Genomic DNA, 22,515 nt, shown 5'->3' on the forward strand with positions numbered 1-22,515 from the left:
GGGGTGCGAGAGCAGGAGACGGTCAAGCCTTGAACCAGTGGGAGCGCTCCCACTGTGCAGTTGGGCCGCAACGCCGTCAAGGTGCGTGAAGACTCGAAGTCGGTCGGCGAGGAATTTGCCCAAGGCCTCTTTTCCTTGGCGGCCGTTGGCGCTACGGTCTGGCCGACCAGTGGGAGCGGTTCCATCCAGTCGGCACACCGTCAGGGCTGTGCCCTCGCTGTGAGGACTCGCTCATGCGCCATCCCCCACGTCTGTCCGCGCTGCTCGCAGGAGCGGCGTTCACGACGGCGAGCAGCGCGCTCGCCCTCATGGGTACGGCCTCCGGAGCCGCGGCCGCGCCCAGCTGCACGGTGGAGTACTCGGTCACGAACCAGTGGTCCGGGGGCTTCCAGGGCGCCGTCACCGTCACCAACGGCGGTGCCCCGCTCGACGGGTGGAGCCTCGGCTTCTCCTTCCCGGCCGGCCAGGTCGTCGGCCAGGGCTGGGGCGGCGCGTGGTCCCAGTCGGGTGCCGCCGTGACCGTACGGAACGAGAGCTGGAACGGCTCGCTCGGTACGGGGGCGAAGGCGGCGACCGGTTTCGTCGCCTCCTGGACGGGGGCGAACCCGGCCCCCACCACCTTCACGCTCAACGGCACGCCCTGCACCACGGCCGGCACCCCGACGCCCGGCCCGACCCCCACTCCGACCGACCCCGGCCCGACCCCGACCCCCACCCCGACGACTCCCCCGACCACTCCGCCCACCACTCCCCCGGCCCCGGTCACCGGCGCGCCCGAACTCGGCGTCAGCCAGAACCGTTTCGTCGACCAGAACGGCGCGACCCGGCGTCTCCTCGGCGTCAACCGCTCCGGCGGTGAATTCGCCTGCGTCCAGGGCCACGGGATCTGGGACGGTCCCGTCGACGACGCCTCGATCCGGGCGATCGCCGGCTGGAAGGCCAACACCGTCCGCATTCCCCTCAACGAGGAGTGCTGGCTCGGCCACGGGAACATCAAGCCCGAGTACCGCGGCACGGCGTACGTGAACGCGGTCAAGGACCTGGTGAACCGGGTCCTCGCCCACGGCATGACCCCCGTGGTCGAACTGCACTGGACCTACGGGCAGTACACCGGGAACTCCGCGGGCTGCGCCGACGTGCACGCCTCCTGCCAGAAGCCGATGCCGAACGCCCGGTACACACCGGAGTTCTGGACCTCGGTCGCCCAGGCCTTCAAGCACGACCGGCGGGTCGTCTTCGACCTGTTCAACGAGCCCTACCCGGACCGGGCCACCCCCACCGCCGCCCAGGCGTGGGCCTGCTGGCGCGACGGCGGCACCTGCCCGGGCATCGGCTACGAGGTCGCCGGCATGCAGGACCTGGTCGACGCGGTCCGCGCCACCGGCGCGACCAACCTCGTCCTCGTCCCCGGCATCGCCTACTCCAACGACCTGAGCCAGTGGCTCAGGTACCGCCCCACGGACCCGGCGGGCAATCTGGCCGCCGCCTGGCACGTCTACAACTTCAACACCTGCTCCACCGAGACGTGCTGGAACGACACCCTCGCCCCCGTGGCCGCCGAGGTACCTCTGCTCGCGGGCGAGATCGGTGAGAACACCTGCGGACACGCGTTCATCGACCGCGTCATGAAGTGGTTCGACGACCGCGGCCTGTCGTACCTGGGCTGGACCTGGAACACGTGGAACTGCAACTCGGGCCCCGCACTGATCAGTTCGTACGACGGCACCCCCACCGCATTCGGCATCGGGCTGCGCGACCACCTGCGCGCCCTCACTCCCTGAGAGGAACCCCCACTCCCATGAGCCGCACGAAGAACCGCACCGCCCTGCTGGCGGCGCTCGGCCTGATCGCCGCCACCGGCGCCACGGCCACCGCGCTCGGCACCGCCACCGCCGGCGCCGCCGCAGCAGGATGCAAGGTCGACTACCAGGTCGCCAACCAGTGGAGCACCGGCTTCACCGCCAACGTCACCGTCACCAACCTCGGGGACCCGGTCAGCGCCTGGACGCTGGGCTGGTCCTACGCCGGCGACCAGAAGGTCGGCCAGGGCTGGAACGCCACACTCGCCCAGTCCGGCGCCGCCGTCACCGCGAAGAACCTCTCGTACAACGGGACGCTCGCGACCGGCGGTTCGACGTCCTTCGGCTTCAACGCCACCTACAGCGGCACCAACGCCCTGCCGGCGAGCTTCACGCTCAACGGCGTGACGTGCACCGGCTCGGTGCCGCCCACCACGCCACCGACGACCCCGCCGACCACTCCCCCGACGACACCGCCCACCACGCCGCCGCCCGCCGGGACGAAGGCCGACAACCCGTACGCGGGCGCCAAGGTGTACGTGAACCCGGAGTGGTCCGCCCATGCGGCCGCCGAGCCGGGCGGCACCAAGGTCTCGAACCAGCCCACCGGTGTCTGGCTCGACCGCATCGCCGCGATCAACGGCGCCAACGGCTCCATGGGCCTGCGCGCCCACCTCGACGAGGCCCTCAAGCAGAAGGGCACCGGCGAGATGGTCGTCCAGCTGGTCATCTACAACCTGCCGGGCCGCGACTGCTCCGCCCTTGCCTCCAACGGCGAGCTCGGCCCGACGGAGATCGACAAGTACAAGACCCAGTACATCGACCCGATCGCGGCGATCCTCGCCGACCCGAAGTACGCGGGCCTGCGGATCGTCACCACCGTCGAGATCGACTCCCTGCCCAACCTCGTGACGAACGTCGCCGGCCGGCCCACCGAGACGGCCAACTGCAACGTGATGAAGGAGAACGGCAACTACATCAAGGGCGTCGGCTACGCGCTGGCCAAGCTCGGCGCGGTCGCCAACGTCTACAACTACGTCGACGCCGGTCACCACGGCTGGCTCGGCTGGGACTCCAACTTCGGCCCGTCCGCCGAGCTGTTCAAGCAGGCGGCGACCGCGGAGGGCTCCACCGTCGCCAACGTCCACGGCTTCATCGTGAACACGGCGAACTACAGCGCCCTGAAGGAGGACAACTTCAAGATCACCGACAGTGTCAACGGCACCTCCGTGCGCACGTCGAAGTGGATCGACTGGAACCAGTACACCGACGAGCTGTCCTACGCCCAGGCCATGCGGGCCAAGCTGGTCTCGCTCGGCTTCGACAGCAACCTCGGCATGCTGATCGACACCTCCCGCAACGGCTGGGGCGGCACCCAGCGTCCCACCGGCCCCGGCGCGACGACCAGCGTCGACACCTACGTCAACGGCGGCCGTTACGACCGGCGCATCCACCTCGGCAACTGGTGCAACCAGGCCGGGGCGGGCCTCGGCGAGCGGCCCCAGGCGGCCCCCGCCGCCGGCATCGACGCGTACGTCTGGATGAAGCCCCCGGGCGAGTCCGACGGCGCCAGCAAGGAGATCCCGAACAACGAGGGCAAGGGCTTCGACCGCATGTGCGACCCGACGTACACGGGCAACCCGCGCAACGGCAACAGCATGTCCGGCGCCCTGCCGGACGCGCCGCTGTCCGGCAAGTGGTTCTCGGCCCAGTTCCAGGAGCTCCTGAGGAACGCGCACCCCGCGCTGTAGCACCCCGGCAGGTGCCGCACCCGGTCCGGAGGACGGGGTGCGGCACCTGCCCGCGTGCCTCTGCCATTGGTCCGACGAATGTCGGCGGGCCCGCGTGGTTGACGCGCGTCAACCCCGGACGCCACCCTGCGCATGGCAGGTGCACGTCATCGTGCACATTCCCGCGCAGATGGAGGACCGCACGATGCACGCACGTGCTCCCCGCTCGATCCTTCCCCGCCTCCTGCTCGCCCTCGCCCTCCTCGCCGCCGGCCTCGCGGCCGTCGTCGCCACCCCGGGCACCGCCCGGGCCGACGGCTGCTACACCTGGTCGCGCACCCTCTCCCAGGGCGCCTCCGGCGCCGATGTGACCCAGCTGCAGATCCGCGTGGCCGGCCACCCCGGCTACGGCGGCGTCCTCGCGATCGACGGCTCCTACGGGCCCGCCACCACGGCCGCCGTGAAACGCTTCCAGACCGCCTACGGCCTGAGCGCCGACGGCGTCGCCGGACCCGCCACCTTCGCCAAGATCTACGAGCTCCAGGACGACGACTGCACGCCGGTCCACTTCTCCTACGCGGAACTGAACAACTGCAACACCACCTGGGCGGGCGGCGCCGTCAGCGCCACCACCGCCAAGGCCAACGCCCTGCGCACGATGTGGAAGCTGGAGGCCCTGCGCCACGCCCTGGGCGACGAGCCGATCCGGGTCACCAGCGGCTTCCGCAGCCACGCCTGCAACGACGCCGTCGGGGGCGCCTCAACCAGCCGGCACCTCTACGGCGACGCCGCGGACCTCGGCTCCGGCCCGCACTCGCTCTGCCGCCTCGCCCAGCAGGCCCGGAACCACGGCTTCAACGGCATCCTCGGTCCGGGCTACCCGGGCCACGACGACCACACCCACGTCGACCACCGGAGCAGCCGCTTCTGGTCCGCCTCCAGCTGCGGCATCTGACCGCCCCGCGGGGCCGCGCGCCGGCCCCGCGCGCCCGGCAAGATCCGAAAGACACGGCCTAGGTCCCGGACACGGCCCGGCAGGAGTCCCGTACCACCAGCTCCGTCGGCAGCACCCGGCGGCGCGGTTCCTCCGGGGTCCCGGCGATCTCCCGGAGCAGCATGCGCGCCATGGTGCGGCCCATCTCCTCGATGGGCTGGCGCACACTCGTCAGCGGCGGGTCCATGAGCCGGGCCACCGGTGAGTCGTCGACGCCGACCAGGGCCACGTCGTCGGGCACCCGGCGGCCCGCCTCGCGCAGGGCGCCGCGCGCCCCGGCGGCCATCACGTCGGAGGCCACGAAGACCGCGTCCAGGTCCGGTCCGCGGTCGAGCAGCCGCAGCATCGCCCGCCGCCCGCCCTCCTCCGTGAAGTCACCCGCCGACACCAGGGAGTTGTCCGGGATCCGCCCGGCCTCCGCGAGCCCGGCCATGTAGCCGCCGAGCCGGGCGCGCGCCACGTACATGTCGAGGGGCCCGGTGACGGTGGCGATCCGGTCCCGGCCGCGTGCCACGAGGTGGGCGACGGCGGCGCGGCCCGCGCCGATGTTGTCGGAGTCGACGTACGGGACCGGTTCGGCCTCCGAGCGGCGGCCGTTCATGACGACGGGGATGCCGAGTTCGCGGATCCGGTCGGGCAGCGGGTCGTCGCCGTGCACCGACGCCAGGAGGACCCCGTCGACGCGCTGGGCGGCGAGGTACTGCTCGAAGCGCTGCCGCTCCTGCTCGCTGCGCACCAGCGTCAGGAGCAACTGCCTGTCGGCGTCGGCGAGTTCGGCGCTCACGCCGCGGATGAGGTCGAGGAAGTACGGCTCGGCGAACAGCCGGGCCTCGGCCTCGGGGATGACGAGCGCGATCGCGTCGGTGCGGCTGCCGGCGAGGGCACGGGCCGCCTGGTTGGGGACGTAGCCGAGCTCGGCCACGGCGCGGGCGACGGCCCGTCTGGCCTGTTCGCTCACCCGGGGGGAGCCGTTGATGACCCGGGAGACCGTGCCCCTGCCGACGCCCGCCCGGGCCGCGACCTGCTCCAGGGTGGGCCTGCCGCCCTGCCGTCCGCTCACCACTCCCGAACTCCCCTCCTTCGCCGGCGCGCACCCCTCGGCCCGGCGGCACTCGGCAGCCGCGGCACGGCACCGTTCAGGCCATGGGAGCGCTCCCACCCTAGCGTGGCCAACGGCTTCCCGTCACGCCGGATGCGTTCAGGAGATGACATGGCGCACCGCCCCCGAGGACGTGAAACCCCCGTAAAACCTTCCGGTAACGAATCCGCGTTCATGTCTTGACACGTGCACCCGCCCGGCGGCAACCTTCCGGCAACGACGTGGGAGCGCTCCCATATGGGGGTGCGGACACAGCCCGCTCCACCGGTCCCGGCAGGGCCACGCCGAGCCTCGGGAGGCCGGCCGGAGCTTCGGGCGCACAACGGGCACCACCTGGGACGAGGAGAGTGGAATGCGCACTTCCAGCAGCAGACGCGGACGCCGGCCCCTGATCACGGCGGTCGCCGCCGCCGTCACCGGCACGGTCCTGCTCAGTGGTTGCGGCGGCGACGGCGACGACGACGCCGCGGGCAAGGACGGCGGCACGATCACGCTGCGGGTCGGAACCTTCGGTTCCTTCGGTTACGACAACAAGACCGGCGCGAAGCTCTACGCCGAGTACGAGCGGCTCCACCCGAACATCAAGATCGAGGAGTCGAACGTCGCCGACGGCCAGAAGTACTGGGACACGCTGAAGCTGCGCCTCTCCCGCAACAGCGGCCTCGCCGACATCCAGGCCATCGAGGTCGGCTACATCGCCGAGGCGACCGGCGAGACCATGGGCGGCAAGTGGGTCGACCTGGGCAAGGAGGGCGGCGCCGACGTCTCGAAGTTCCTGGACTGGAAGGTCAAGCAGGCCACCACCGCCGACGGCAAGGTCATCGGCCTCGGCACCGACATCGGCCCGATGGCCATCTGTTACAACAAGGACCTCTTCGCCAAGGCCCAGCTGCCCACCGACCGCGACGAGGTCGCCAAGCTCTGGGCCGGTGACTGGGCGAAGTTCCTCGCGACCGGCGAGACGTACAAGAAGAACGCCCCGGCCGGCACCGCCTTCCACGACTCCGCGAGCGGCCTGTTCAACGCGGTCGTCGCCAGCGACCCCGTCCAGTACGCCGACGCGAGCGGCAAGCTCGACTGGGAGAACAGCCCCGGGGTCAAGAAGGCCTGGAACACGGCGGTCGAGGCGGCCCAGGGCGGACTGACCGCCAAACTGCGCCAGTTCGACGAGAAGGGCACCTGGAACGCGGCGTTCAAGAACTCGAAGTTCGCCACCGTCGCCTGCCCCAGCTGGATGACCGGCATCATCAAGGACCAGGCCGGCCCCGCCAACCAGGGCAAGTGGGACATCGCCGCGCCGCCGGTCGCCGGCAACTGGGGCGGCGCCTTCCTCGCCGTGCCCAAGTCCGGCAAGCACGCCAAGGAGGCCGCCGCTCTCGCCGCCTGGCTGACCGCTCCCGAGCAGCACGCCAAGGTGTTCGCGGTGAACGGCAACATTCCCTCCTCCAAGGACACCCTCACCTCGTCGGCGGTGCAGGACGCCAAGCTGCCGTATTTCGGTGACACCCCCGTCGGCAAGATCTTCTCGTCCGCCGCGGCCGGCATCCGGCCCGCCTCCATCAGCCGCTGGGACGGCCAGGTGAAGACCTTCCTCACCGACAACGGCATCCTCGACATCGAGCAGCGCGGCACCGACCCGGCCAAGGCCTGGGAGAACGTCAGGAAGCTGATCGAGGACAAGATCGACCAGTAGCGGGGGCCGGGTGCCGGTCCGCCCGCCGCCCGTCGGCGGCGCGTACCGGCACCCGACCGCACCACCGCACGCATCGACCTGGAAGGACGCCCCCGTGGCCACCTCCGTTCGGGCGGACCGGGACGGTTCCCCGCCGCCCGCAGCACCGCCCTCCTCCCCCGGCCCGCGCGGTCGGCGAGCCGCCCCGGGCGGCCGGCGCAGCACCCTCTACCGCTGGGACCTCAAGGCGACCCCGTACGTCTTCGTCGCCCCCTTCTTCCTCACCTTCGCGGCCTTCGGCCTCTTCCCGCTGATCTACACCGGCTGGCTCTCGCTCCACCGCGTGGAACTCGGCGGCGAGGCCTCCTGGAAGGGACTCGAGAACTACTCCGACCTCGCGACCAGCGAGTTCTTCTGGAACGCGCTCCTGAACACCTTCACCATCGGCGTGATCTCGACCGTTCCCCAGCTGCTCATGGCCCTCGGCCTGGCGCACCTGCTGAACTACAAGCTCCGGGCCCGCGGCTTCTTCCGGGTCGCGATCCTCGCCCCGTACGCCACCTCGATCGCGGCGGCGACCCTGGTCTTCGCCCAGCTGTTCAACACCGACTACGGCATGATCAACAGCCTGCTCGGCTGGGTCGGCTTCGACCCGGTGAACTGGGAGTCGTCCAAGTGGCCCGCGCAGATCGCCATCTCGGTGATCGTCACCTGGCGCTGGACCGGCTACAACGCGCTCATCTACCTGGCGGCGATGCAGGCCGTACCGCAGGACCTGTACGAGGCGGCCTCGCTCGACGGCGCCTCCCGCTGGCGCCAGTTCCTCAGCGTCACCATCCCGTCGATCCGGCCGACGATCCTCTTCACCATCATCGTCTCCACCATCGGCGCCACCCAACTGTTCGGCGAGCCCATGCTGTACGGCGGCAGCGTCGGCATCAGCGGCGGCAGCGGCAACCAGTTCCAGACGCTGAGCCTGCTGATGTACGAGAAGGGGTGGGTCACCGGCGCGCTGGGCCAGGCCTCGGCCATCGCGTGGGTCATGCTGCTGCTCCTGCTCCTGATCGGCGGCGTCCAGGCACTCGTCTCCCGCCACCACCGCAAGAAGCTGGGGAGCTGACCTCATGGCCCGCACACTCGACACGACGCCCGCCGAACCGACGGCCCCGGCGGTGCCCGCGGCGCCGCGCGGACGGTTCCGTCCGTCGGCCGGCCGGCAGCACCACGCGGGACCGCTCACCTACGTCCTGCTGGCCGCGGCCGCCTTCGTCTCCCTCTTCCCGCTGTACTGGAACGTGGTCGCCGCCTCGCACACCGGCGAGCGGGTCGTGGAGGCCCCGGCGCCGCTGCTGCCCGGTCCCCGGCTCCTGGACAACCTCGCCTTCGCCTGGGACCAGGTCGACATGGGCGAGGCGCTGATCAACACCACGATCGTGGCGAGCCTGGTCGCGCTCTCCACGGTCCTGTTCTCCACCCTGGCCGGGTTCGCCTTCGCCAAACTGCCGTTCCGGGGGCGCACCATGCTGCTCTCCCTGGTGGTGGCCACGATGACGATCCCGCCGCAGCTCAGCGTCATCCCGCTCTACCGGATCATCACCGACCTGGGCTGGGTCGACCAGCTCCAGTCGGTGGTGCTGCCCTCGCTGGTCGCGGCCTTCGGCGTCTTCTTCATGCGCCAGTTCCTGGTGGAGGCGCTGCCGGTCGAACTGGTGGAGGCGGCCCGCATGGACGGGGCGCACAGCCTGCGGATCATCTGGCACGTGGTCTTCCCGGTGGCCCGCCCCGCCATGGCCGTCCTCGGCATGCTGGTTTTCGTGCAGTCCTGGAACGACTTCTTCTGGCCGTTCATCGCGCTCACCCCGGACGGCAGCCCCACCCTCCAGGTGGCGCTGGCCGGGCTCGGCGCGGGAAACCACAGCGTGGACCACGCGATCGTGCTGACCGGTGCCCTCATATCCACCGTGCCGCTGCTGCTCGTCTTCGCCTTCCTGGGCAAGCACATCGTCGGCGGCATCACGGCGGGCGCCGTCAAGAGCTGACCGTCCCGCCCGTCGCGCGCCGCGCGCGTCCCCATCCGTCCCCGGATCCCCCACGGCCCGTCGCAGACGCCGGGCCGCGGGAGGACCGACCCGTACCCCGTTGGGAGCCCCCTCCTATGACCGCGTCCGAAACCCGGCCGCTCACCGCCACCCGTTCGTTCCCGCCCGACTTCCTGTGGGGCGCGGCCACCGCCGCGTACCAGATCGAGGGGGCGGCCCGTGAGGACGGCCGGACCCCGTCCATCTGGGACACCTTCTCGCACACGCCCGGCAAGGTCTTCGAGGGGCACACCGGGGACGTGGCCGTGGACCACTACCACCGGTTCCGCGAGGACGTCGCGCTCATGGCCGAACTGGGCCTGAACGCCTACCGGTTCTCCGTCTCCTGGTCCCGGGTGCAGCCGACCGGGCGGGGGCCGGCCGTCCAGAAGGGCCTGGACTTCTACCGGGCGCTCGTGGACGAGCTGCTCGCCGCCGGGATCGAGCCGGCCCTGACCCTCTACCACTGGGACCTGCCGCAGGAGCTGGAGGACGCGGGCGGCTGGCCGGAGCGTGCGACGGCCGAGCGGTTCGCCGAGTACGCGGCGATCGTCGCCGGGGCGGTCGGTGACCGGGTGAAGCGGTGGACCACGCTCAACGAGCCCTGGTGCAGCGCCTTCCTGGGGTACGGCTCCGGCGTCCACGCCCCGGGCCGCACCGACCCGGTGGCCGCGCTGCGGGCGGCCCACCACCTCAGCCTGGGGCACGGTCTCGCGGTGCAGGCGCTGCGGGCGGCGCTGCCGGCGGATCGTCAGGTCGCCGTCTCGCTCAACCTGCACGAGGTGCGGCCGCTCACGGCTTCGGCCGGGGACCGGGAGGCGGCCCGCCGGATCGACGCCGTCGGCAACCGGATCTGGCTGGGCCCGATGCTGGAGGGCGCCTATCCGGAGGACCTGCTGGCCGACACCGCGCATCTGACGGACTGGTCGTTCGTCCGGCCCGGGGACACGGCGGCGGCGCACCAGCCGCTGGACCTTCTGGCGGTCAACTACTACACGCCGACGGTGGTCTCGCAGGTCGCGGAGGGCGCGGAGAAGCCGCAGGACGACGGCCACGGGAACAGCGCGTTCTCGCCGTGGCCGGGGGCCGACTCGGTCGCCTTCCACCGCGCGCCGGGCGAGCCGACGGCGATGGGCTGGGCGGTGGACCCGAGCGCCCTGTACGACCTGCTGACCCGGCTCTCCGCCGCGTACCCCGACCTTCCGCTGGTGATCAGCGAGAACGGTGCGGCGTACGAGGACGTGGTCGGCGAGGACGGTACGGTGCACGACCCGCAGCGCGCCGCGTACGTGCACGCGCACCTGGAGGCGGTGCACCGGGCGATGGCCGACGGGGCGGACGTGCGTGGTTACTTCCTGTGGTCGCTGCTGGACAACTTCGAGTGGGCGTACGGGTACGCCAAGCGGTTCGGCGCGGTGCACGTGGACTACGGGACGCTGGAGCGCACGCCGAAGTCGAGCGCGCGGTGGTACGCGCGGGTGGCGCGTTCGGGTGAGCTGCACGCCCCGGACGGCGTCTGATCCTCGGCCGGGCACACGGCGGGGGCCGTGCCGGTGGTTCCGGCACGGCCCCCGGTCGCGGGTGCGGGCGTCGGTCAGATGTCGATGACGCGGTAGCCGATCACGTACACACCGCCGGAGCCCTCGACCGTGCGCCACTGCGTCTCGGCGCCGGCCTCGCTGCCGGTGACGAGCGTGGCGCCGAGCTTGTCGTCGCCGCTGGTGGAGTCGTAGTCCCACAGGGTCATCGTGCGGGCCTGCTCCTTGCCGAGGATCAGGGCGGCGCTGCCGTTGCCGTCGGCCATGGAGCGGACGTAACCGGTGCCCATGGTCTGGTACTTGACGCCGTTGCCCGGCCAGACCTTGACGGCGTTGCCGTTGGCGTCGGTGATCTTGAGGTAGGCCTCGTCGTGGTCGCCCTCGCTGTTCTTCTGGCAGTGCAGCTCGAACAGCTCGATCTTCACGTAGTCGATCGGCTCGGCCTGGGCGGTGCCGGCGAAGAGGCCGACGCTGCCGAGGCCCAGCAGAGCGGTGGCGGCGAGGCGTGCGGCTCGGTTCTTGCGCATGTGGTGTCCCCCCACACTCGGGTCACTCGCGTGACAGTGGTCCCGGCCCGCGCTCCGGCGGGCCGGTGTGCCGTTCCCCCCGGCACGACACCTACTGTGCCCCGGGCCGCCCCGCCGGTTCTCCGCGCGTTCCGCTGGACGGAACGGACCGCCTCCGGCGGCCGGTCAGCGGACGAGCGCGGCGGGCGGGACGGTGCCGCGGGGCACGCCCCGGGCGAGGACCCGGGTGATCGCGGCGCCCGCCTCGGCCACGGCCTGGGCGAGCGCGTCGAGCCGGCGGCCGGCCGGGACCAGCCCGGCGAGCGCGGCGACGATCCGTCCGTCGGGGGCGCGGACCGGAAGCGCGGCGCAGCACACGCCGTCCATCACGTCCTCCCGGTCGAGGACCGCGCCGCCCCGCCGGGGACCGCGCAGGGCCCGGCCGGCGGCGGTGTCGAGGTGGAAGGCGGTGCCGTCACGGACCGGGACGACCGCCTCCAGTTCACCGGGCACGGAGCCGACGGTGATCGCCATGTCCTCGCGCAGCACGGTGAGGACGACACTGGCGCCGGTGGCGGCGCGCAGCCGCTGGACCGGCAGCCGGGCGGCGGGGCGGAGCCCGGGGTGGGGCTCCCAGGCCTGGCCGAGGCGGTACAGCTGGGGCCCGACCCGGTAGCGGGAGCCCCTGCGTTCGACGGCGCCGACGGCGACCAGCTGGTCGAGGAGCCGGTGCACGCTGCCCTTGGGAACGCCGCAGGCGAGGGCCAGTTCGGTCACGCCGGCCTCGTCGCCGGTCCTGCGGAGGGCGTCGAGGAGGGCGAACGCGCCCTCCAGCACGCCGCGCCCGCGCCCGCCGGCCGCCGCGTCCCGACCGCCCGCGTCGTCCGCCGTCACCCGCGCCGTTCTTCGCGCCGTGGTCGTACCGGTGTCCATGGGTTCCCCCTGTCTCTCCGCCCGGCCGTTGTCCCCCGACGGCACGGCTCCGGGCACGCCTTCCACCATGCACCCGGGCCGGGCCGTCCGGCCAGGAGTTCGCTCCGCGCGTCGCGCCCCGGGAGCGGCGCCCGTCCTTTGCCGACTCGTCACACGGTGTCCGGTGTGGGGTCCCGGCAGGGTCATCCGCCGCCTCTAGGCTCGGCCTTCATGAACGACGTACCACCGAGCGCGCCCCGGGCGCGTCCCCACCACCTCGGCTACGGGTCGACGGCGCTCGCCGCCGTCCTCGTCCTGGCCGCCCCGTCGCTGCTCCTGTCCGAACCGGCCGGCGGCGCGCCGCGCGCCGCGTCCGCCCCTGTCGCGGCGCCGGCCGCGCCCGGCGCGCCCGCCGGCTCCCGCTCCTGGGTCCGCCGGGCGGGCGAGCCGATGACGGTCATCGCCCACCGGGGCGCCTCCTCGGCGGCTCCGGAGAACACCCTGATCGCGGACGAGGTGGCCCGCCGCGGCGGAGCGGTCTGGATCGAGAACGACGTGCAGCCGAGCAAGGACGGCGTGCCGTACGTCCTGCACGACTCCACCGTCGACCGGACCACCGACGGCACGGGACCGATCCGCTCGCTCACCTCCGCCCAGCTCGACGCCCTGGACGCCGGGTCCTGGTTCGCGCCCGCCTTCGCCGGGGCACGGGTCCCCACCCTCGCCGCCCAGCTGACGGACCTGCGGACGCGCGGGGGCAGGCTGCTCCTGGAGATCAAGGGCCCGCACGGGCGGGAGGAGGTGGACCGGATCGTACGGGAGGTCCGGAGCCTGCGGATGACCGACCGGGTCTTCGTCCAGAGCTTCGACCCGGCCGCCCTGCGGTACGTCCGGGAGCTCGCGCCGGAGCTGCCGCTGGGGCTGCTGCGGGACACGCTGGACCCCGATCCGGTGGCCGTCGCCGGGGAGCTGGGTCTGGCCGCGTACAACGTCTCGGACCGCGGGCTTTCGGCCCGCCCGCTCGCCGTGCAGGAGCTGCACGCGGCCAACGTGGCGGTGAACGTGTGGACGGTCGACCGGCCGGCCCGCTGGAAGGAGCTGGACGCCCTGGGGGTCGACGGGGTCATCACCAACCGTCCGACGGAGCTCGCGGGCTGGCTGACGGGCCGGGCCGCAGGGGCGTAGACGGGGCCCCGGCCGGGGTGTCCGGGGCCCTGCCGTTCCTCCTCTCCCGCCGGGCGGGCATCGCCTACGCTTCGGGCCACGAGGGCGTGGCGAGCGGCCCGCCCGGCACAGGGGAGACACGATGAGCAAGGCCAAGGGGACGGAAGCCGGTACGGCGCCGGCCACGCCGCACGTCGCGGACAGCCACGATCTGATCCGCGTGCACGGGGCGCGCGAGAACAACCTGAAGGACGTCAGCATCGAGATCCCCAAGCGGCGCCTGACGGTGTTCACCGGGGTGTCCGGCTCGGGCAAGAGCTCCCTGGTGTTCGACACCATCGCCGCGGAGTCGCAGCGGCTGATCAACGAGACGTACAGCGCCTTCGTGCAGGGGTTCATGCCGACGCCGGGCCGTCCTGAGGTCGACGTCCTCGAAGGGCTGACGACCGCCATCATCGTGGACCAGCAGCGGATGGGCGCCGACCCGCGCTCCACGGTGGGCACGGCCACCGACGCCAACGCGATGCTGCGGATCCTCTTCAGCCGGCTCGGCGACCCGCACATCGGACCGCCGAGCGCGTACGCCTTCAACGTGCCCTCGGTGCGGGCGAGCGGCGCCATCACGGTGGAGCGCGGCAGCACCACGAAGGCGGAGAAGGCCACCTTCTCGCGCACCGGCGGCATGTGCCCGCGCTGCGAGGGACGGGGCACGGTCTCGGAACTCGACCCGGCGCAGCTCTACGACGCGTCCAGGACCCTCGACGAGGGCGCGATCACCGTGCCGGGCTTCAAGGGCGGCGGCTGGAGCGCCCGGCTCTACAGCGAGTCCGGCTTCTTCCCCGCGGACAAGCCGGTCCGCGAGTTCACCGAGCGGGAGCTCCACGACTTCCTGTACCGCGAGCCGACGCGGATGAAGATCGCGGGGATCAACATGACGTACGAGGGGCTGGTCCCCCGGATCCAGAAGTCGATGCTCTCCAAGGACAAGGAGGGCATGCAGCCGCACATCCGGGAGTTCGTGGAGCGGGCGGTGACCTTCACGACGTGTCCCGACTGCGACGGCACCCGGCTGAGCGAAGGGGCGCGGGCCTCGAAGATCAAGGGGATCAGCATCGCCGACGCCTGTGCGATGCAGATCACCGACCTGGCGGCCTGGGTGCGCGGGCTGGACGAGCCGTCGGTGGCTCCGCTGCTCGGCACCCTGCGGCGGACGCTCGACTCGTTCGAGGAGATCGGCCTCGGGTACCTGTCGCTGGACCGCCCGGCGGGCACCCTCTCGGGCGGTGAGGCGCAGCGCGTCAAGATGATCCGCCACCTCGGCTCCTCCCTCACCGACACGACGTACGTCTTCGACGAGCCGACCACGGGCCTGCACCCGCACGACATCCAGCGGATGAACACCCTGCTGCTCCGGCTGCGGGACAAGGGCAACACGGTCCTGGTGGTGGAGCACAAGCCGCAGACCATCGCCGTCGCCGACCATGTGGTCGACCTCGGTCCCGGGGCCGGCACGGCGGGCGGGAGCGTCTGTTTCGAGGGTTCCGTGGAGGGGCTGCGGGCCTCGGACACGGTGACGGGCCGCCACCTGGACGACCGGGCCTCCCTCAAGGAGTCGGTGCGCACGCCCGCCGGCGCGCTGGAGATCCGGGGCGCGAACGCCCACAACCTGCGGGACGTGGACGTCGACATCCCGCTCGGGGTGCTGTGCGTGGTCACGGGGGTCGCGGGGTCGGGCAAGAGCTCGCTCCTGCACGGGTCGATTCCGCCCGGGGCGGGGGTCGTCGCGGTCGACCAGGCCCCGATCCGCGGGTCACGGCGCAGCAACCCGGCGACGTACACGGGGCTGCTCGACCCGATCCGCAAGGCGTTCGCCAAGGCCAACGGGGTCAAGCCGGCGCTGTTCAGCGCGAATTCGGAGGGTGCCTGCCCGACCTGCAACGGTGCCGGGGTGGTCTTCACGGACCTGGCGATGATGGCGGGGGTCGCGACGACCTGTGAGGAGTGCGAGGGGAAGCGGTTCCAGGCCTCGGTCCTGGAGTACCGCCTCGGCGGCAGGGACATCAGTGAGGTGCTCGCCATGCCGGTGGACGAGGCGGAGGCGTTCTTCGCCGCCGGTGAGGCGCGCACCCCGGCCGCGCACCGGATCCTGGAGCGGCTCTCCGACGTGGGCCTCGGCTATCTGACCCTCGGTCAGCCGCTGACGACCCTGTCCGGGGGTGAGCGGCAGCGGCTCAAGCTCGCCACGCACATGGCGGACAAGGGCGGGGTGTACGTCCTGGACGAGCCGACCACGGGCCTTCACCTGGCGGACGTGGAGCAGCTCCTCGGGCTGCTCGACCGGCTGGTGGACTCGGGGAAGTCGGTCGTCGTCATCGAGCACCACCCGGCGGTGATGGCGCACGCCGACTGGATCGTGGACCTGGGTCCCGGGGCGGGGCACGACGGCGGCCGGATCGTCTTCGAGGGCACGCCCGCGGAGCTGGTGGCGGCCCGCTCCACGTTGACCGGGGAGCACCTGGCGCAGTACGTGGGCGCCTGACAGCTGTGGGGCGATGGGGGCCGGGACCGTCGGCGGACGGTCCCGGCGCCCGTGCGTGCCGGACGGCGGGCCGGGCGTCAGACCCGGTCGGCGGCGATCAGGACGTACTGGAAGGAGCCGTCCTTGTAGGAGTTGATGAACGCCTCCTCGATGCCGGTGACCAGGCTGGAGGTGGCCCGCAGCTCCCAGTACGGAAGGGTCTGCGGGGTCAGGTCGATCACGGCCTGCGGCACGAGCCGGTTGTCGGCCATGGCGCGCAGGTACTCGCGGCGGGAGTGGATGTTGCACTCGAAGTGGGCGTTGATCTGGGAGACCCACTTCGAGGGCTGGCCGTAGCGCGGGTTCCAGCAGCCGGTGATGGTGACGTAGCGGCCGCCGACGGCGAGGACGCGGGAGTGCTCGGCGAAGAGGTCGTGGAGGTCGACGTACATGCTCGACTCGTTGTTCCACGAACCGGCGGCCCGCCCGGTCTCGAACGGCATGGCGAGCATGTTGCAGACCCGGGCGCGGACGCGCTCGGCGATGCCGAGTTCGGCGGCGCGCTTGTTGGCGAAGTCGGCCTGGGTGGAGGAGAGGGTGAGGCCCTCGACCGAGCAGCCGAAGCGCTGGTGGGCCATGACCATCGAGCCGCCGCGTCCGCAGCCGGCGTCCACGAGGGTGTCCTCGCGGCCGATGGGGCCGAGGTGGTCGAGCAGGACCTCGGCCTGGGCCGACTCCAGACGGTGCAGTTCGGCGATCAGCTTCGCCTCGTAGCCGGCGTCCGCCGGGTCGCCGAGGGCGGCGTGGTCGACGTCGCCGATGCCGTAGTGGTGGTGGTAGAGGCCGTCGACGTCGCCGAGGCGCAGGTTGACGGGGCGCGCCTCGTTGTTCCAGTAGCGGGCGATGTCGCTCTGGTAGGGCGTGGCCGGGGCGGGGATGACCGCCGGGGCGGCGTCGGTGACGGCGGCGGTGCCGGTGAGGTCAGTGGTCACTGGATGGATCCGTTCTTTACCAGAAGTCGGGCAGGCTGTAGCGGTAGGTGTTGGTGCGGTGCCAGTAGTGGTTGCCGTCGACCCAGGCGGCCACGCCGCGCAGGAACCGCACCACGTTCGGTACGGGGAAGGCCGCGGCCACGTCGGCGGCGGCGGTCTCGAAGGCGTGCATGAGGTCGTTGTGGACCTCGACCGCCTTCAGGTACGCGTCGCGCTCGGAGAGTTCCTCGCGTTCGGCGATCACCACGGGCAGGTTCAGGTGCCGGCCGGGGCCGGCGAGCTCCTTGGTGTAGGAGTACAGGTCGTTGACGATGGTGGTCGCGTTGCCGGCGAGGGCGATGACGCGCTGCACGGCCGGCTGGGCGTGCAGGTCGGCGGGGAGTTCGTAGCCGCCGACGGTGTCGGTGATGGTCGGGCAGGGGCGGAAGTTGTTGAACTGCCGCATCGCCAGGTACTCCCAGACCTCGGGCACGTGGTCCGTCTGGGCCCAGGCGGCCTCGGCCAGGTAGCCGAGGTGGAGCCGGGCCATGTCGTGCCGGTAGCGGTCGGCCTGGGAGGGGGTCGCCTGCCGGACGAAGTGGTCCATGGCGGAGCGGTAGGCGCGGCGCGGGGCGTCGGAGCCGAGGGACTCCAGCCAGCCGGGGGCGTACTCGTCCGTGGTGTGGAGGGGGTCCAGGGCGGTGTGGGCGAGGAGGAGGCGTCCGCCGAGGCCGATGGGTGAGCCGCCGTGGTCCTCGCAGTAGCAGTCGTCGACGGCGTTCTCGGCGACCATCAGGCGGGTGGCGAGCATGACGTGGTCGACGGTGGGGGCGTCGGGGTGGCAGGCGACCATGTAGCGGCCGACGGAGAAGCCGTCGAACTCGCCCTCCCACTCCTCCGGATAGAGCTGGACCTCGTCCTCGGCCCAGGCCTTGATGCGGCGGCTGACCTCCGCCACCCGGGCGGGGTCGGGCTCCGCGATCGGGTGGTGGTAGAGGCCGGGGACGGCTCTGCCCTCGGCCTCCGGCGCGGCCGGGCGCTCGGGCGCCTGGGCGGTGGCCGTGGGGGCGGACGCGGTGGCCGTGGGGGCGGAGGAGGCCGGGGGCCCGCCGCCGAGGCCCAGCTGGAGGCCCGCCGTGCCGAGGCCGCTGGGGCCGCGCAGGATCCGGTCCAGGACGGACGGGGTGACGGCTCGCGTCGTACCGGCCGGGGGCGGGCTCGGTCGCAGGGGGGAGGGCCCGGCTTCGGGCATCCGTGGCTCCTTGCTTCGCGGGGCGGCGTCCGGCACACGGGCACGCCGGACGAGCGAAAGGGAAAGAAGGGGGTGAATCTCCGGCAATCCGACCGGATCCGGGGGAACAGTAACGCTCCGTAGACCTCTCGTACGCCGTGAGCACGGACGCATTACCTCGATGCAGCGATCTTGTGTCGCGAGAGGTTTACTTCGGCGACCGACAGCTTTCGGCCGCCTGGTACGGCCCCTCGGCCACGGCGCCCGGCCCGCTCGGCGGGAATCCCGTTCCGCTCCGGGTGCCCCGTCCGGCAAACCGGTGCGCGTATCGGCGGTTTCGCGCCATACGAGGGTTTTTCACTGTTTCTCCCCGTAGTTCACGAATCTGTCGGCGAGTGGCGGGCAGACGTACGGTTCAGAGAACGCCCTGCTCACCGAGGGAGTGAGACACGTGACGCCCTTCCTCCGCCGGCACCGCGAGCTGCGGGGCTCGGGGGCCGCCGCCCAGGCCCGGCAAGAGGTCCGGGGCATCATCGACGAGGCACTGCTCGCCGGTCTGACGGTCCGCCGTCGCGACGAGGAGGACGCGCTGCTCGTGACGTGCGAGCTCGTGACGAACGCCGTCCGGCACACCCGCGGCCCCTGCTCGCTGGACCTCGCCGTGCGGCACGACGGCATCGACATCGACGTCACCGACCACAGCCCCGAGCCGCCGCGGCCCCGGGCTCCCGATCCGTCGGGCGCCCTCGGCGGCTACGGATGGCTGCTCGTGAGCCGCCTGGCGGACGACCTGTCGGTCCGCCCCGTCGACGGCGACGGCAAGACCGTGCACGCGCACATCTGTACCGCCTGAGCCGCGCGCGAGCGGTCCTGGGACGGCCCTCCGGGTTCCCCTCTGCGCCCCCGGCCCCGGGGGAGCACACTGGAGGGACGTGAGCGCGGTCGTCCCGCGCTTCCCCCGCCCCCAGGATCGAGGCGCATCCCCGTGGTGACGAACGACCGTTCCGGTCACGGTGTCGTCCCGCACACCTTCCTCGCCTCCGGCCGGCGCCTCTACCTGGCGCCGAGGGGGCAGGCCCGGATCGGGTGGGAGGAGCCCGCGTCGCCCGGCACCGTGCTGCTGACGGCGAGCGGCGAGTTCGACGGCGAGTGCGTCGGCTGCCTCCGCCGGGCCCTGGCGGACGCGGGGCGGGACGCGACCGTGTGCACGTTCCTCGACGTCTCCCGCGTGACCTTCGGGGACTCGTCCTTCCTCTACGAGCTCCTCACCGCGCACGGCGGCCATGCCCGTCTGGTGCTGGTCGGTCCGCTGCCGAGCCAGCTGGGCCGGCTCTTCGAGATCACCGGCACCCACCGCCTCTTCCACTTCGCGACGGACCGGGCCGACGCCGGCCTGTCGTGACGGACCGGGCCCACGCCCGCCTGTCGTGACGGGCCGGCGCCCGGCGGCGGCGCGGCCGGTTCACGTGCGGCCCGGGAACACTCCTTGGATCCGCCTCGATTCCGACGCGTGAACGCGGCGCGGCAGGGTAGGCGCGGGGCCGGGTGTACACCCCCCAGCCGCCGCCCGGTCTCCCCCCCTCCGGGCGGCGGCGCCCCGGGTGGCGGGCCCTCCCCGCGAGGGCCGCCCCCGGCCTCACTCCCGGTCCCGGCGGCCCCGCGCGGTCACGCGTCGGCGCTGGGCACGTCCAGCGGGTTGGCCGGGGCGTTCTTCCGCTCCCGCTCCATCTCCTCGCCGAGTTCCTGGAGCCGGTTGCGGCCCAGGGCCTTGCGGACGTCCGGGAACCACTCCTTCTCCTCCTCCTCGACGTGGTGGCGGACGTTCTCCATCAGCACGGACATCTTGGCGTCGAAGCGCTCGTCCTCGGGGTCGAAGTCCACGAGTTCGGACAGCATCCACAGCACGGCGTGGTGCTCCTCGACGCTCTCCAGGACGTGGTCCTTGGTGTCGGGCGCCGCCTCCCGGGCCGCCGGGTAGAAGATCCGCTCCTCGATCCAGGCGTGGGCGGTGAGCTCCTTGATGACCTCGTCGGCGATCTCCCGCTTCCGGCGGTGCGCGTCCTCGCCTGCCCGCTCGAACTCCTTGAACAGCTTCTCCACCGTCTTGTGGTCCTCGCGGAGCAGCACGATGCCGTCCATGGGCGTCCTTCCTGTCCGAACCGTGCCCGGCGCGCGGCCGGGCCCTTCCGTTCCCACGCATGCCCCGCCGCGCCGAGGTGAACCGGCCCGCGCCGCCGTCCGGGTGAGACGCCGGGCGCGGGCGGGCCGGGCGGTGAGGGTGGGCCTGGCGGCACCGAGGAGTACGCGAGGGGTGGCGGGGGCAACCGTGGGACGTGCGACTGCGGACGAGCGATCCCGAGCGTCCCGGCTGGCGGCGCGTGCGCCACGGCCGGGGCTTCCGGCTGCTGGACGAGACCGGCCGGCCGCTGGGGCCCGCCGGGAAGGAGCGGGTGCGGGCTCTCGCCATCCCGCCCGCCTGGCGGGACGTGTGGATCTGCCCCTGGCCGAACGGACACCTGCAGGCCATCGGCACCGACGCGGCGGGCCGCCGCCAGTACCTCTACCACCCGGAGTTCCGGGCCCGGCAGGAGCGCGCCAAGCACGCCCACGTACGGGAGGCGGCGGCCGCCCTCCCCCGGCTGCGGCGCGCGGTGGAGGAGGACCTCGCCCGCCGGGGCCTCTGCCGCGAGCGGGTGCTCGCCTGCGCGGCCCGCCTCCTGGACCTGGGGTTCTTCCGGGTGGGCGGCGACCGCTACCGGCGGGACAACGAGTCCTACGGGCTGACGACGCTCCTGCGCGAACACGTCCGCTGCTCCCGGGACGAGATCGCCTTCGCCTACCCGGGGAAGTCCGGGAACTACATCACCGCCTCCGTGGTGGACGAGGACGTCTGCCGGGTGGTGCGCTCCCTGCTGCGCCGCCGGGGCGGCGGGGACCAGGTGTTCGCGTACTGGGAGGGGCGGGCCTGGCACGAGGTGCGGGCCGGCGAGCTCAACGGCTATCTGCGGGAGAAGGCGGGGGTGGAGCTGAGCGCGAAGGACTTCCGCACCTGGCACGCCACGGTGCTGGCGGCGGTGGCGCTCGCCGTGTCCGAGCGGGCCGGCCGCGAGTCGGTGACGGCGCGCCGCCGTGCGGTGGTGCGGGCCGTCCGGGAGGTCGCCTCGTACCTGGGCAACACCCCCGCGGTCTGCCGGGCCTCGTACATCGCGCCGGCGGTGCTGGAGCGGTACGCGGAGGGGGTGACCATCGCCCCGGTGCTCGAACGGCTCGGCGAGCACGGGGTGTTCGGGCAGCCCGCCACGCAGGGCGCGATCGAACGGGCCGTCCTCGACCTGCTGGACGGAAACGGCCCGTCCTCGCGCGGCTGACCCCGCCCCCCCCGGAGGCGGGCGGGGCCCGCCCGTGCTCAGGTCTCGGGGAGGTCGTCGTCCGGGGATCCGTACGACGCGCCGTCGACGCCCGTGTCGCGGTGCACGGCCGCCTCCTCGGCGGTCGCGATGCCGTCGTCCGGGCCGACGTCCTTGGCGGTCACGCCGCCCGGGACGGCGGAGTCGGGTGCGGCCGGACGCCCGGCGCGGGTGGCGCCGGCCTCCTGGTCGAGGGGATCCCCCTCACCGTCGGGCAGGTCGCCCAGCTCGTCACCGTCACCGGGCCGGACGTCGGGCTGCTCCTCGGCGAGCCGGTCGTCGAGCGGAGCGCCCTCGCGCTGCTCCCGCGGGGTGGTCCCGTACGCGGTGACGGCGCGCGGCCGCTCGGGCGGCGACCAGCCCCGGCCCTCCAGGGACTCCGTGGGGCCGGTGCCGAGCTCGTTCTCGGAGGCGAGCGGGCCGCTGGGCCGGTGGGGGCCGTCCGAGCCTTCCGGCTGGTGGACGTCGTCCCCGCGGGCCTCCTCCGCGGCCGAGGAGTCCTCGGTCATGTCGGCTCTCCTCTCCCGTGCGGCGTTCCCCTGCCGATGCGCGGGACAGCCGTTCCCCTGGCTCACCGTAGGGCGGCGGGTCGACCGGCGGCTCGGGTCGTGCCACTCCTCGACCCGAGCGGGCGATCAGTGGGCGGCCGCGCCGGGTTCCACGTGCCCCGTGCCCGGGGCGGGTACGGGCTCCTCCGGGGGCGGCGCGGCGAACGAGCGCCGCCGTACCTCCGCGCGGGCCTCCTCCAGCAGCGTCCGGAACTCCTCGTCCGTGAGCCGGGGACGGTCGCCGCGCGCCCGGTCGGGTGCCTTCCGTTCCGCGCTGTCGCGCATCGGGGGCCTCCTCCCGCCGTCGCTTCCTCACGCCTGCGCGACTACCCCCTCGGCGGCGGGACA

General features: G+C 72.8%; 20 protein-coding genes. 12 read left to right on the top strand and 8 right to left on the bottom strand.

Going from position 1 to position 22,515, the window contains the following annotated elements; translation table 11 throughout:
* The first annotated feature begins 233 nt into the window (after nucleotides 1-233).
* From ACFY60_RS19525 to ACFY60_RS19535, 3 genes are all read left to right on the top strand, one after another.
* Nucleotides 234-1,781, top strand: coding sequence for a cellulase family glycosylhydrolase (locus ACFY60_RS19525; protein WP_388611997.1), 1,548 nt, complete (start codon nucleotides 234-236; stop codon nucleotides 1,779-1,781).
* A 17-nt stretch (nucleotides 1,782-1,798) separates the two neighbouring features.
* Nucleotides 1,799-3,550: a glycoside hydrolase family 6 protein gene (locus tag ACFY60_RS19530; RefSeq protein WP_388611998.1), complete on the top strand. Its 1,752-nt coding sequence runs from the start codon at nucleotides 1,799-1,801 to the stop codon at nucleotides 3,548-3,550.
* Nucleotides 3,551-3,734: 184 nt separating this feature from the next.
* Nucleotides 3,735-4,484, top strand: coding sequence for a D-Ala-D-Ala carboxypeptidase family metallohydrolase (locus tag ACFY60_RS19535; RefSeq protein ID WP_388611999.1), 750 nt, complete (start codon nucleotides 3,735-3,737; stop codon nucleotides 4,482-4,484).
* Between the two features lie 58 nt (nucleotides 4,485-4,542).
* Here ACFY60_RS19535 and ACFY60_RS19540 read toward each other — a convergent pair whose 3' ends face one another.
* On the bottom strand, nucleotides 4,543-5,583 hold the full coding sequence (locus ACFY60_RS19540; RefSeq protein WP_388612000.1) for a LacI family DNA-binding transcriptional regulator: 1,041 nt from the start codon (nucleotides 5,581-5,583) through the stop codon (nucleotides 4,543-4,545).
* Between the two features lie 391 nt (nucleotides 5,584-5,974).
* Here ACFY60_RS19540 and ACFY60_RS19545 point away from each other — a divergent pair, with 391 nt between their 5' ends.
* The 4 genes from ACFY60_RS19545 to ACFY60_RS19560 all read left to right on the top strand — a co-directional run bounded on the left by ACFY60_RS19545 (nucleotide 5,975) and on the right by ACFY60_RS19560 (nucleotide 10,892).
* The gene (locus ACFY60_RS19545; protein WP_388612001.1) at nucleotides 5,975-7,315 is read left to right on the top strand and encodes an ABC transporter substrate-binding protein; all 1,341 of its coding nucleotides are present in this window, start codon (nucleotides 5,975-5,977) and stop codon (nucleotides 7,313-7,315) included.
* Nucleotides 7,316-7,409: 94 nt separating this feature from the next.
* The gene (locus tag ACFY60_RS19550) at nucleotides 7,410-8,414 is read left to right on the top strand and encodes a carbohydrate ABC transporter permease (protein WP_388612002.1); all 1,005 of its coding nucleotides are present in this window, start codon (nucleotides 7,410-7,412) and stop codon (nucleotides 8,412-8,414) included.
* A gap of 4 nt (nucleotides 8,415-8,418) precedes the next feature.
* Complete coding sequence (locus tag ACFY60_RS19555; RefSeq protein WP_388612003.1) at nucleotides 8,419-9,333, top strand: carbohydrate ABC transporter permease; 915 nt, start codon at nucleotides 8,419-8,421, stop codon at nucleotides 9,331-9,333.
* 116 nt (nucleotides 9,334-9,449) lie between these two features.
* Nucleotides 9,450-10,892, top strand: coding sequence for a GH1 family beta-glucosidase (locus ACFY60_RS19560; protein WP_388612004.1), 1,443 nt, complete (start codon nucleotides 9,450-9,452; stop codon nucleotides 10,890-10,892).
* A gap of 74 nt (nucleotides 10,893-10,966) precedes the next feature.
* Here ACFY60_RS19560 and ACFY60_RS19565 read toward each other — a convergent pair whose 3' ends face one another.
* Both ACFY60_RS19565 and ACFY60_RS19570 read right to left on the bottom strand, forming a co-directional pair.
* Nucleotides 10,967-11,437 carry a hypothetical protein gene (locus ACFY60_RS19565; protein WP_388612005.1) on the bottom strand — a complete coding sequence of 157 codons (471 nt, stop codon included), beginning with the start codon at nucleotides 11,435-11,437 and terminating at the stop codon, nucleotides 10,967-10,969.
* A gap of 165 nt (nucleotides 11,438-11,602) precedes the next feature.
* Nucleotides 11,603-12,349, bottom strand: coding sequence for an IclR family transcriptional regulator (locus ACFY60_RS19570; RefSeq protein WP_388612006.1), 747 nt, complete (start codon nucleotides 12,347-12,349; stop codon nucleotides 11,603-11,605).
* Between the two features lie 210 nt (nucleotides 12,350-12,559).
* On the opposite strand from ACFY60_RS19570, the gene ACFY60_RS19575 reads away from it, so the two are divergent.
* A complete protein-coding gene (locus tag ACFY60_RS19575; protein ID WP_388612007.1) occupies nucleotides 12,560-13,513 on the top strand; it encodes a glycerophosphodiester phosphodiesterase in 954 nt (317 codons plus the stop codon).
* A gap of 121 nt (nucleotides 13,514-13,634) precedes the next feature.
* Complete coding sequence (locus ACFY60_RS19580; protein WP_388612008.1) at nucleotides 13,635-16,031, top strand: ATP-binding cassette domain-containing protein; 2,397 nt, start codon at nucleotides 13,635-13,637, stop codon at nucleotides 16,029-16,031.
* A gap of 77 nt (nucleotides 16,032-16,108) precedes the next feature.
* Here ACFY60_RS19580 and ACFY60_RS19585 read toward each other — a convergent pair whose 3' ends face one another.
* Together ACFY60_RS19585 and ACFY60_RS19590 are read right to left on the bottom strand one after the other, a co-directional pair.
* Complete coding sequence (locus ACFY60_RS19585) at nucleotides 16,109-17,002, bottom strand: geranyl diphosphate 2-C-methyltransferase (protein ID WP_388612009.1); 894 nt, start codon at nucleotides 17,000-17,002, stop codon at nucleotides 16,109-16,111.
* A 16-nt stretch (nucleotides 17,003-17,018) separates the two neighbouring features.
* On the bottom strand, nucleotides 17,019-18,386 hold the full coding sequence (locus tag ACFY60_RS19590) for a family 2 encapsulin nanocompartment cargo protein terpene cyclase (protein WP_388612010.1): 1,368 nt from the start codon (nucleotides 18,384-18,386) through the stop codon (nucleotides 17,019-17,021).
* 277 nt (nucleotides 18,387-18,663) lie between these two features.
* Here ACFY60_RS19590 and ACFY60_RS19595 point away from each other — a divergent pair, with 277 nt between their 5' ends.
* Nucleotides 18,664-19,065: an ATP-binding protein gene (locus ACFY60_RS19595; protein ID WP_388612011.1), complete on the top strand. Its 402-nt coding sequence runs from the start codon at nucleotides 18,664-18,666 to the stop codon at nucleotides 19,063-19,065.
* 132 nt (nucleotides 19,066-19,197) lie between these two features.
* A complete protein-coding gene (locus tag ACFY60_RS19600) occupies nucleotides 19,198-19,614 on the top strand; it encodes an STAS domain-containing protein (protein ID WP_388612012.1) in 417 nt (138 codons plus the stop codon).
* A 263-nt stretch (nucleotides 19,615-19,877) separates the two neighbouring features.
* Here ACFY60_RS19600 and ACFY60_RS19605 read toward each other — a convergent pair whose 3' ends face one another.
* Entirely contained in the window at nucleotides 19,878-20,351 is a 474-nt protein-coding gene (locus tag ACFY60_RS19605) for a hemerythrin domain-containing protein (protein WP_388612013.1), read from the bottom strand.
* 194 nt (nucleotides 20,352-20,545) lie between these two features.
* Here ACFY60_RS19605 and ACFY60_RS19610 point away from each other — a divergent pair, with 194 nt between their 5' ends.
* Nucleotides 20,546-21,580 (top strand): DNA topoisomerase IB, encoded by a 1,035-nt coding sequence (locus tag ACFY60_RS19610; RefSeq protein ID WP_388612014.1) that lies wholly within the window; start codon nucleotides 20,546-20,548, stop codon nucleotides 21,578-21,580.
* Nucleotides 21,581-21,618: 38 nt separating this feature from the next.
* On the opposite strand, the gene ACFY60_RS19615 is transcribed toward ACFY60_RS19610, so the two are convergent.
* Entirely contained in the window at nucleotides 21,619-22,128 is a 510-nt protein-coding gene (locus tag ACFY60_RS19615; RefSeq protein WP_388612015.1) for a DUF5709 domain-containing protein, read from the bottom strand.
* Between the two features lie 126 nt (nucleotides 22,129-22,254).
* Nucleotides 22,255-22,452, bottom strand: a complete 198-nt coding sequence (locus tag ACFY60_RS19620) for a hypothetical protein (RefSeq protein WP_388612016.1) — start codon at nucleotides 22,450-22,452, stop codon at nucleotides 22,255-22,257.
* Nucleotides 22,453-22,515 lie beyond the last annotated feature (63 nt).

The organism is Streptomyces sp. NPDC012827 (genome assembly GCF_042900905.1).
GTDB classification, from domain to species: domain Bacteria; phylum Actinomycetota; class Actinomycetes; order Streptomycetales; family Streptomycetaceae; genus Streptomyces; species Streptomyces gulbargensis.

Coding starts and splice junctions, on each gene's coding strand:
- ACFY60_RS19615 (WP_388612015.1), bottom strand. CDS start 22,128: ATGACCGAGGACTCCTCGGCCGCGGAGGAGGCCCGCGGGGACGACGTC.
- ACFY60_RS19620 (WP_388612016.1), bottom strand. CDS start 22,452: ATGCGCGACAGCGCGGAACGGAAGGCACCCGACCGGGCGCGCGGCGAC.
- ACFY60_RS19570 (WP_388612006.1), bottom strand. CDS start 12,349: ATGGACACCGGTACGACCACGGCGCGAAGAACGGCGCGGGTGACGGCG.
- ACFY60_RS19525 (WP_388611997.1), top strand. CDS start 234: ATGCGCCATCCCCCACGTCTGTCCGCGCTGCTCGCAGGAGCGGCGTTC.
- ACFY60_RS19575 (WP_388612007.1), top strand. CDS start 12,560: ATGAACGACGTACCACCGAGCGCGCCCCGGGCGCGTCCCCACCACCTC.
- ACFY60_RS19530 (WP_388611998.1), top strand. CDS start 1,799: ATGAGCCGCACGAAGAACCGCACCGCCCTGCTGGCGGCGCTCGGCCTG.
- ACFY60_RS19545 (WP_388612001.1), top strand. CDS start 5,975: ATGCGCACTTCCAGCAGCAGACGCGGACGCCGGCCCCTGATCACGGCG.
- ACFY60_RS19555 (WP_388612003.1), top strand. CDS start 8,419: ATGGCCCGCACACTCGACACGACGCCCGCCGAACCGACGGCCCCGGCG.
- ACFY60_RS19565 (WP_388612005.1), bottom strand. CDS start 11,437: ATGCGCAAGAACCGAGCCGCACGCCTCGCCGCCACCGCTCTGCTGGGC.
- ACFY60_RS19560 (WP_388612004.1), top strand. CDS start 9,450: ATGACCGCGTCCGAAACCCGGCCGCTCACCGCCACCCGTTCGTTCCCG.
- ACFY60_RS19590 (WP_388612010.1), bottom strand. CDS start 18,386: ATGCGTCCGTGCTCACGGCGTACGAGAGGTCTACGGAGCGTTACTGTT.
- ACFY60_RS19580 (WP_388612008.1), top strand. CDS start 13,635: ATGAGCAAGGCCAAGGGGACGGAAGCCGGTACGGCGCCGGCCACGCCG.
- ACFY60_RS19535 (WP_388611999.1), top strand. CDS start 3,735: ATGCACGCACGTGCTCCCCGCTCGATCCTTCCCCGCCTCCTGCTCGCC.
- ACFY60_RS19605 (WP_388612013.1), bottom strand. CDS start 20,351: ATGGACGGCATCGTGCTGCTCCGCGAGGACCACAAGACGGTGGAGAAG.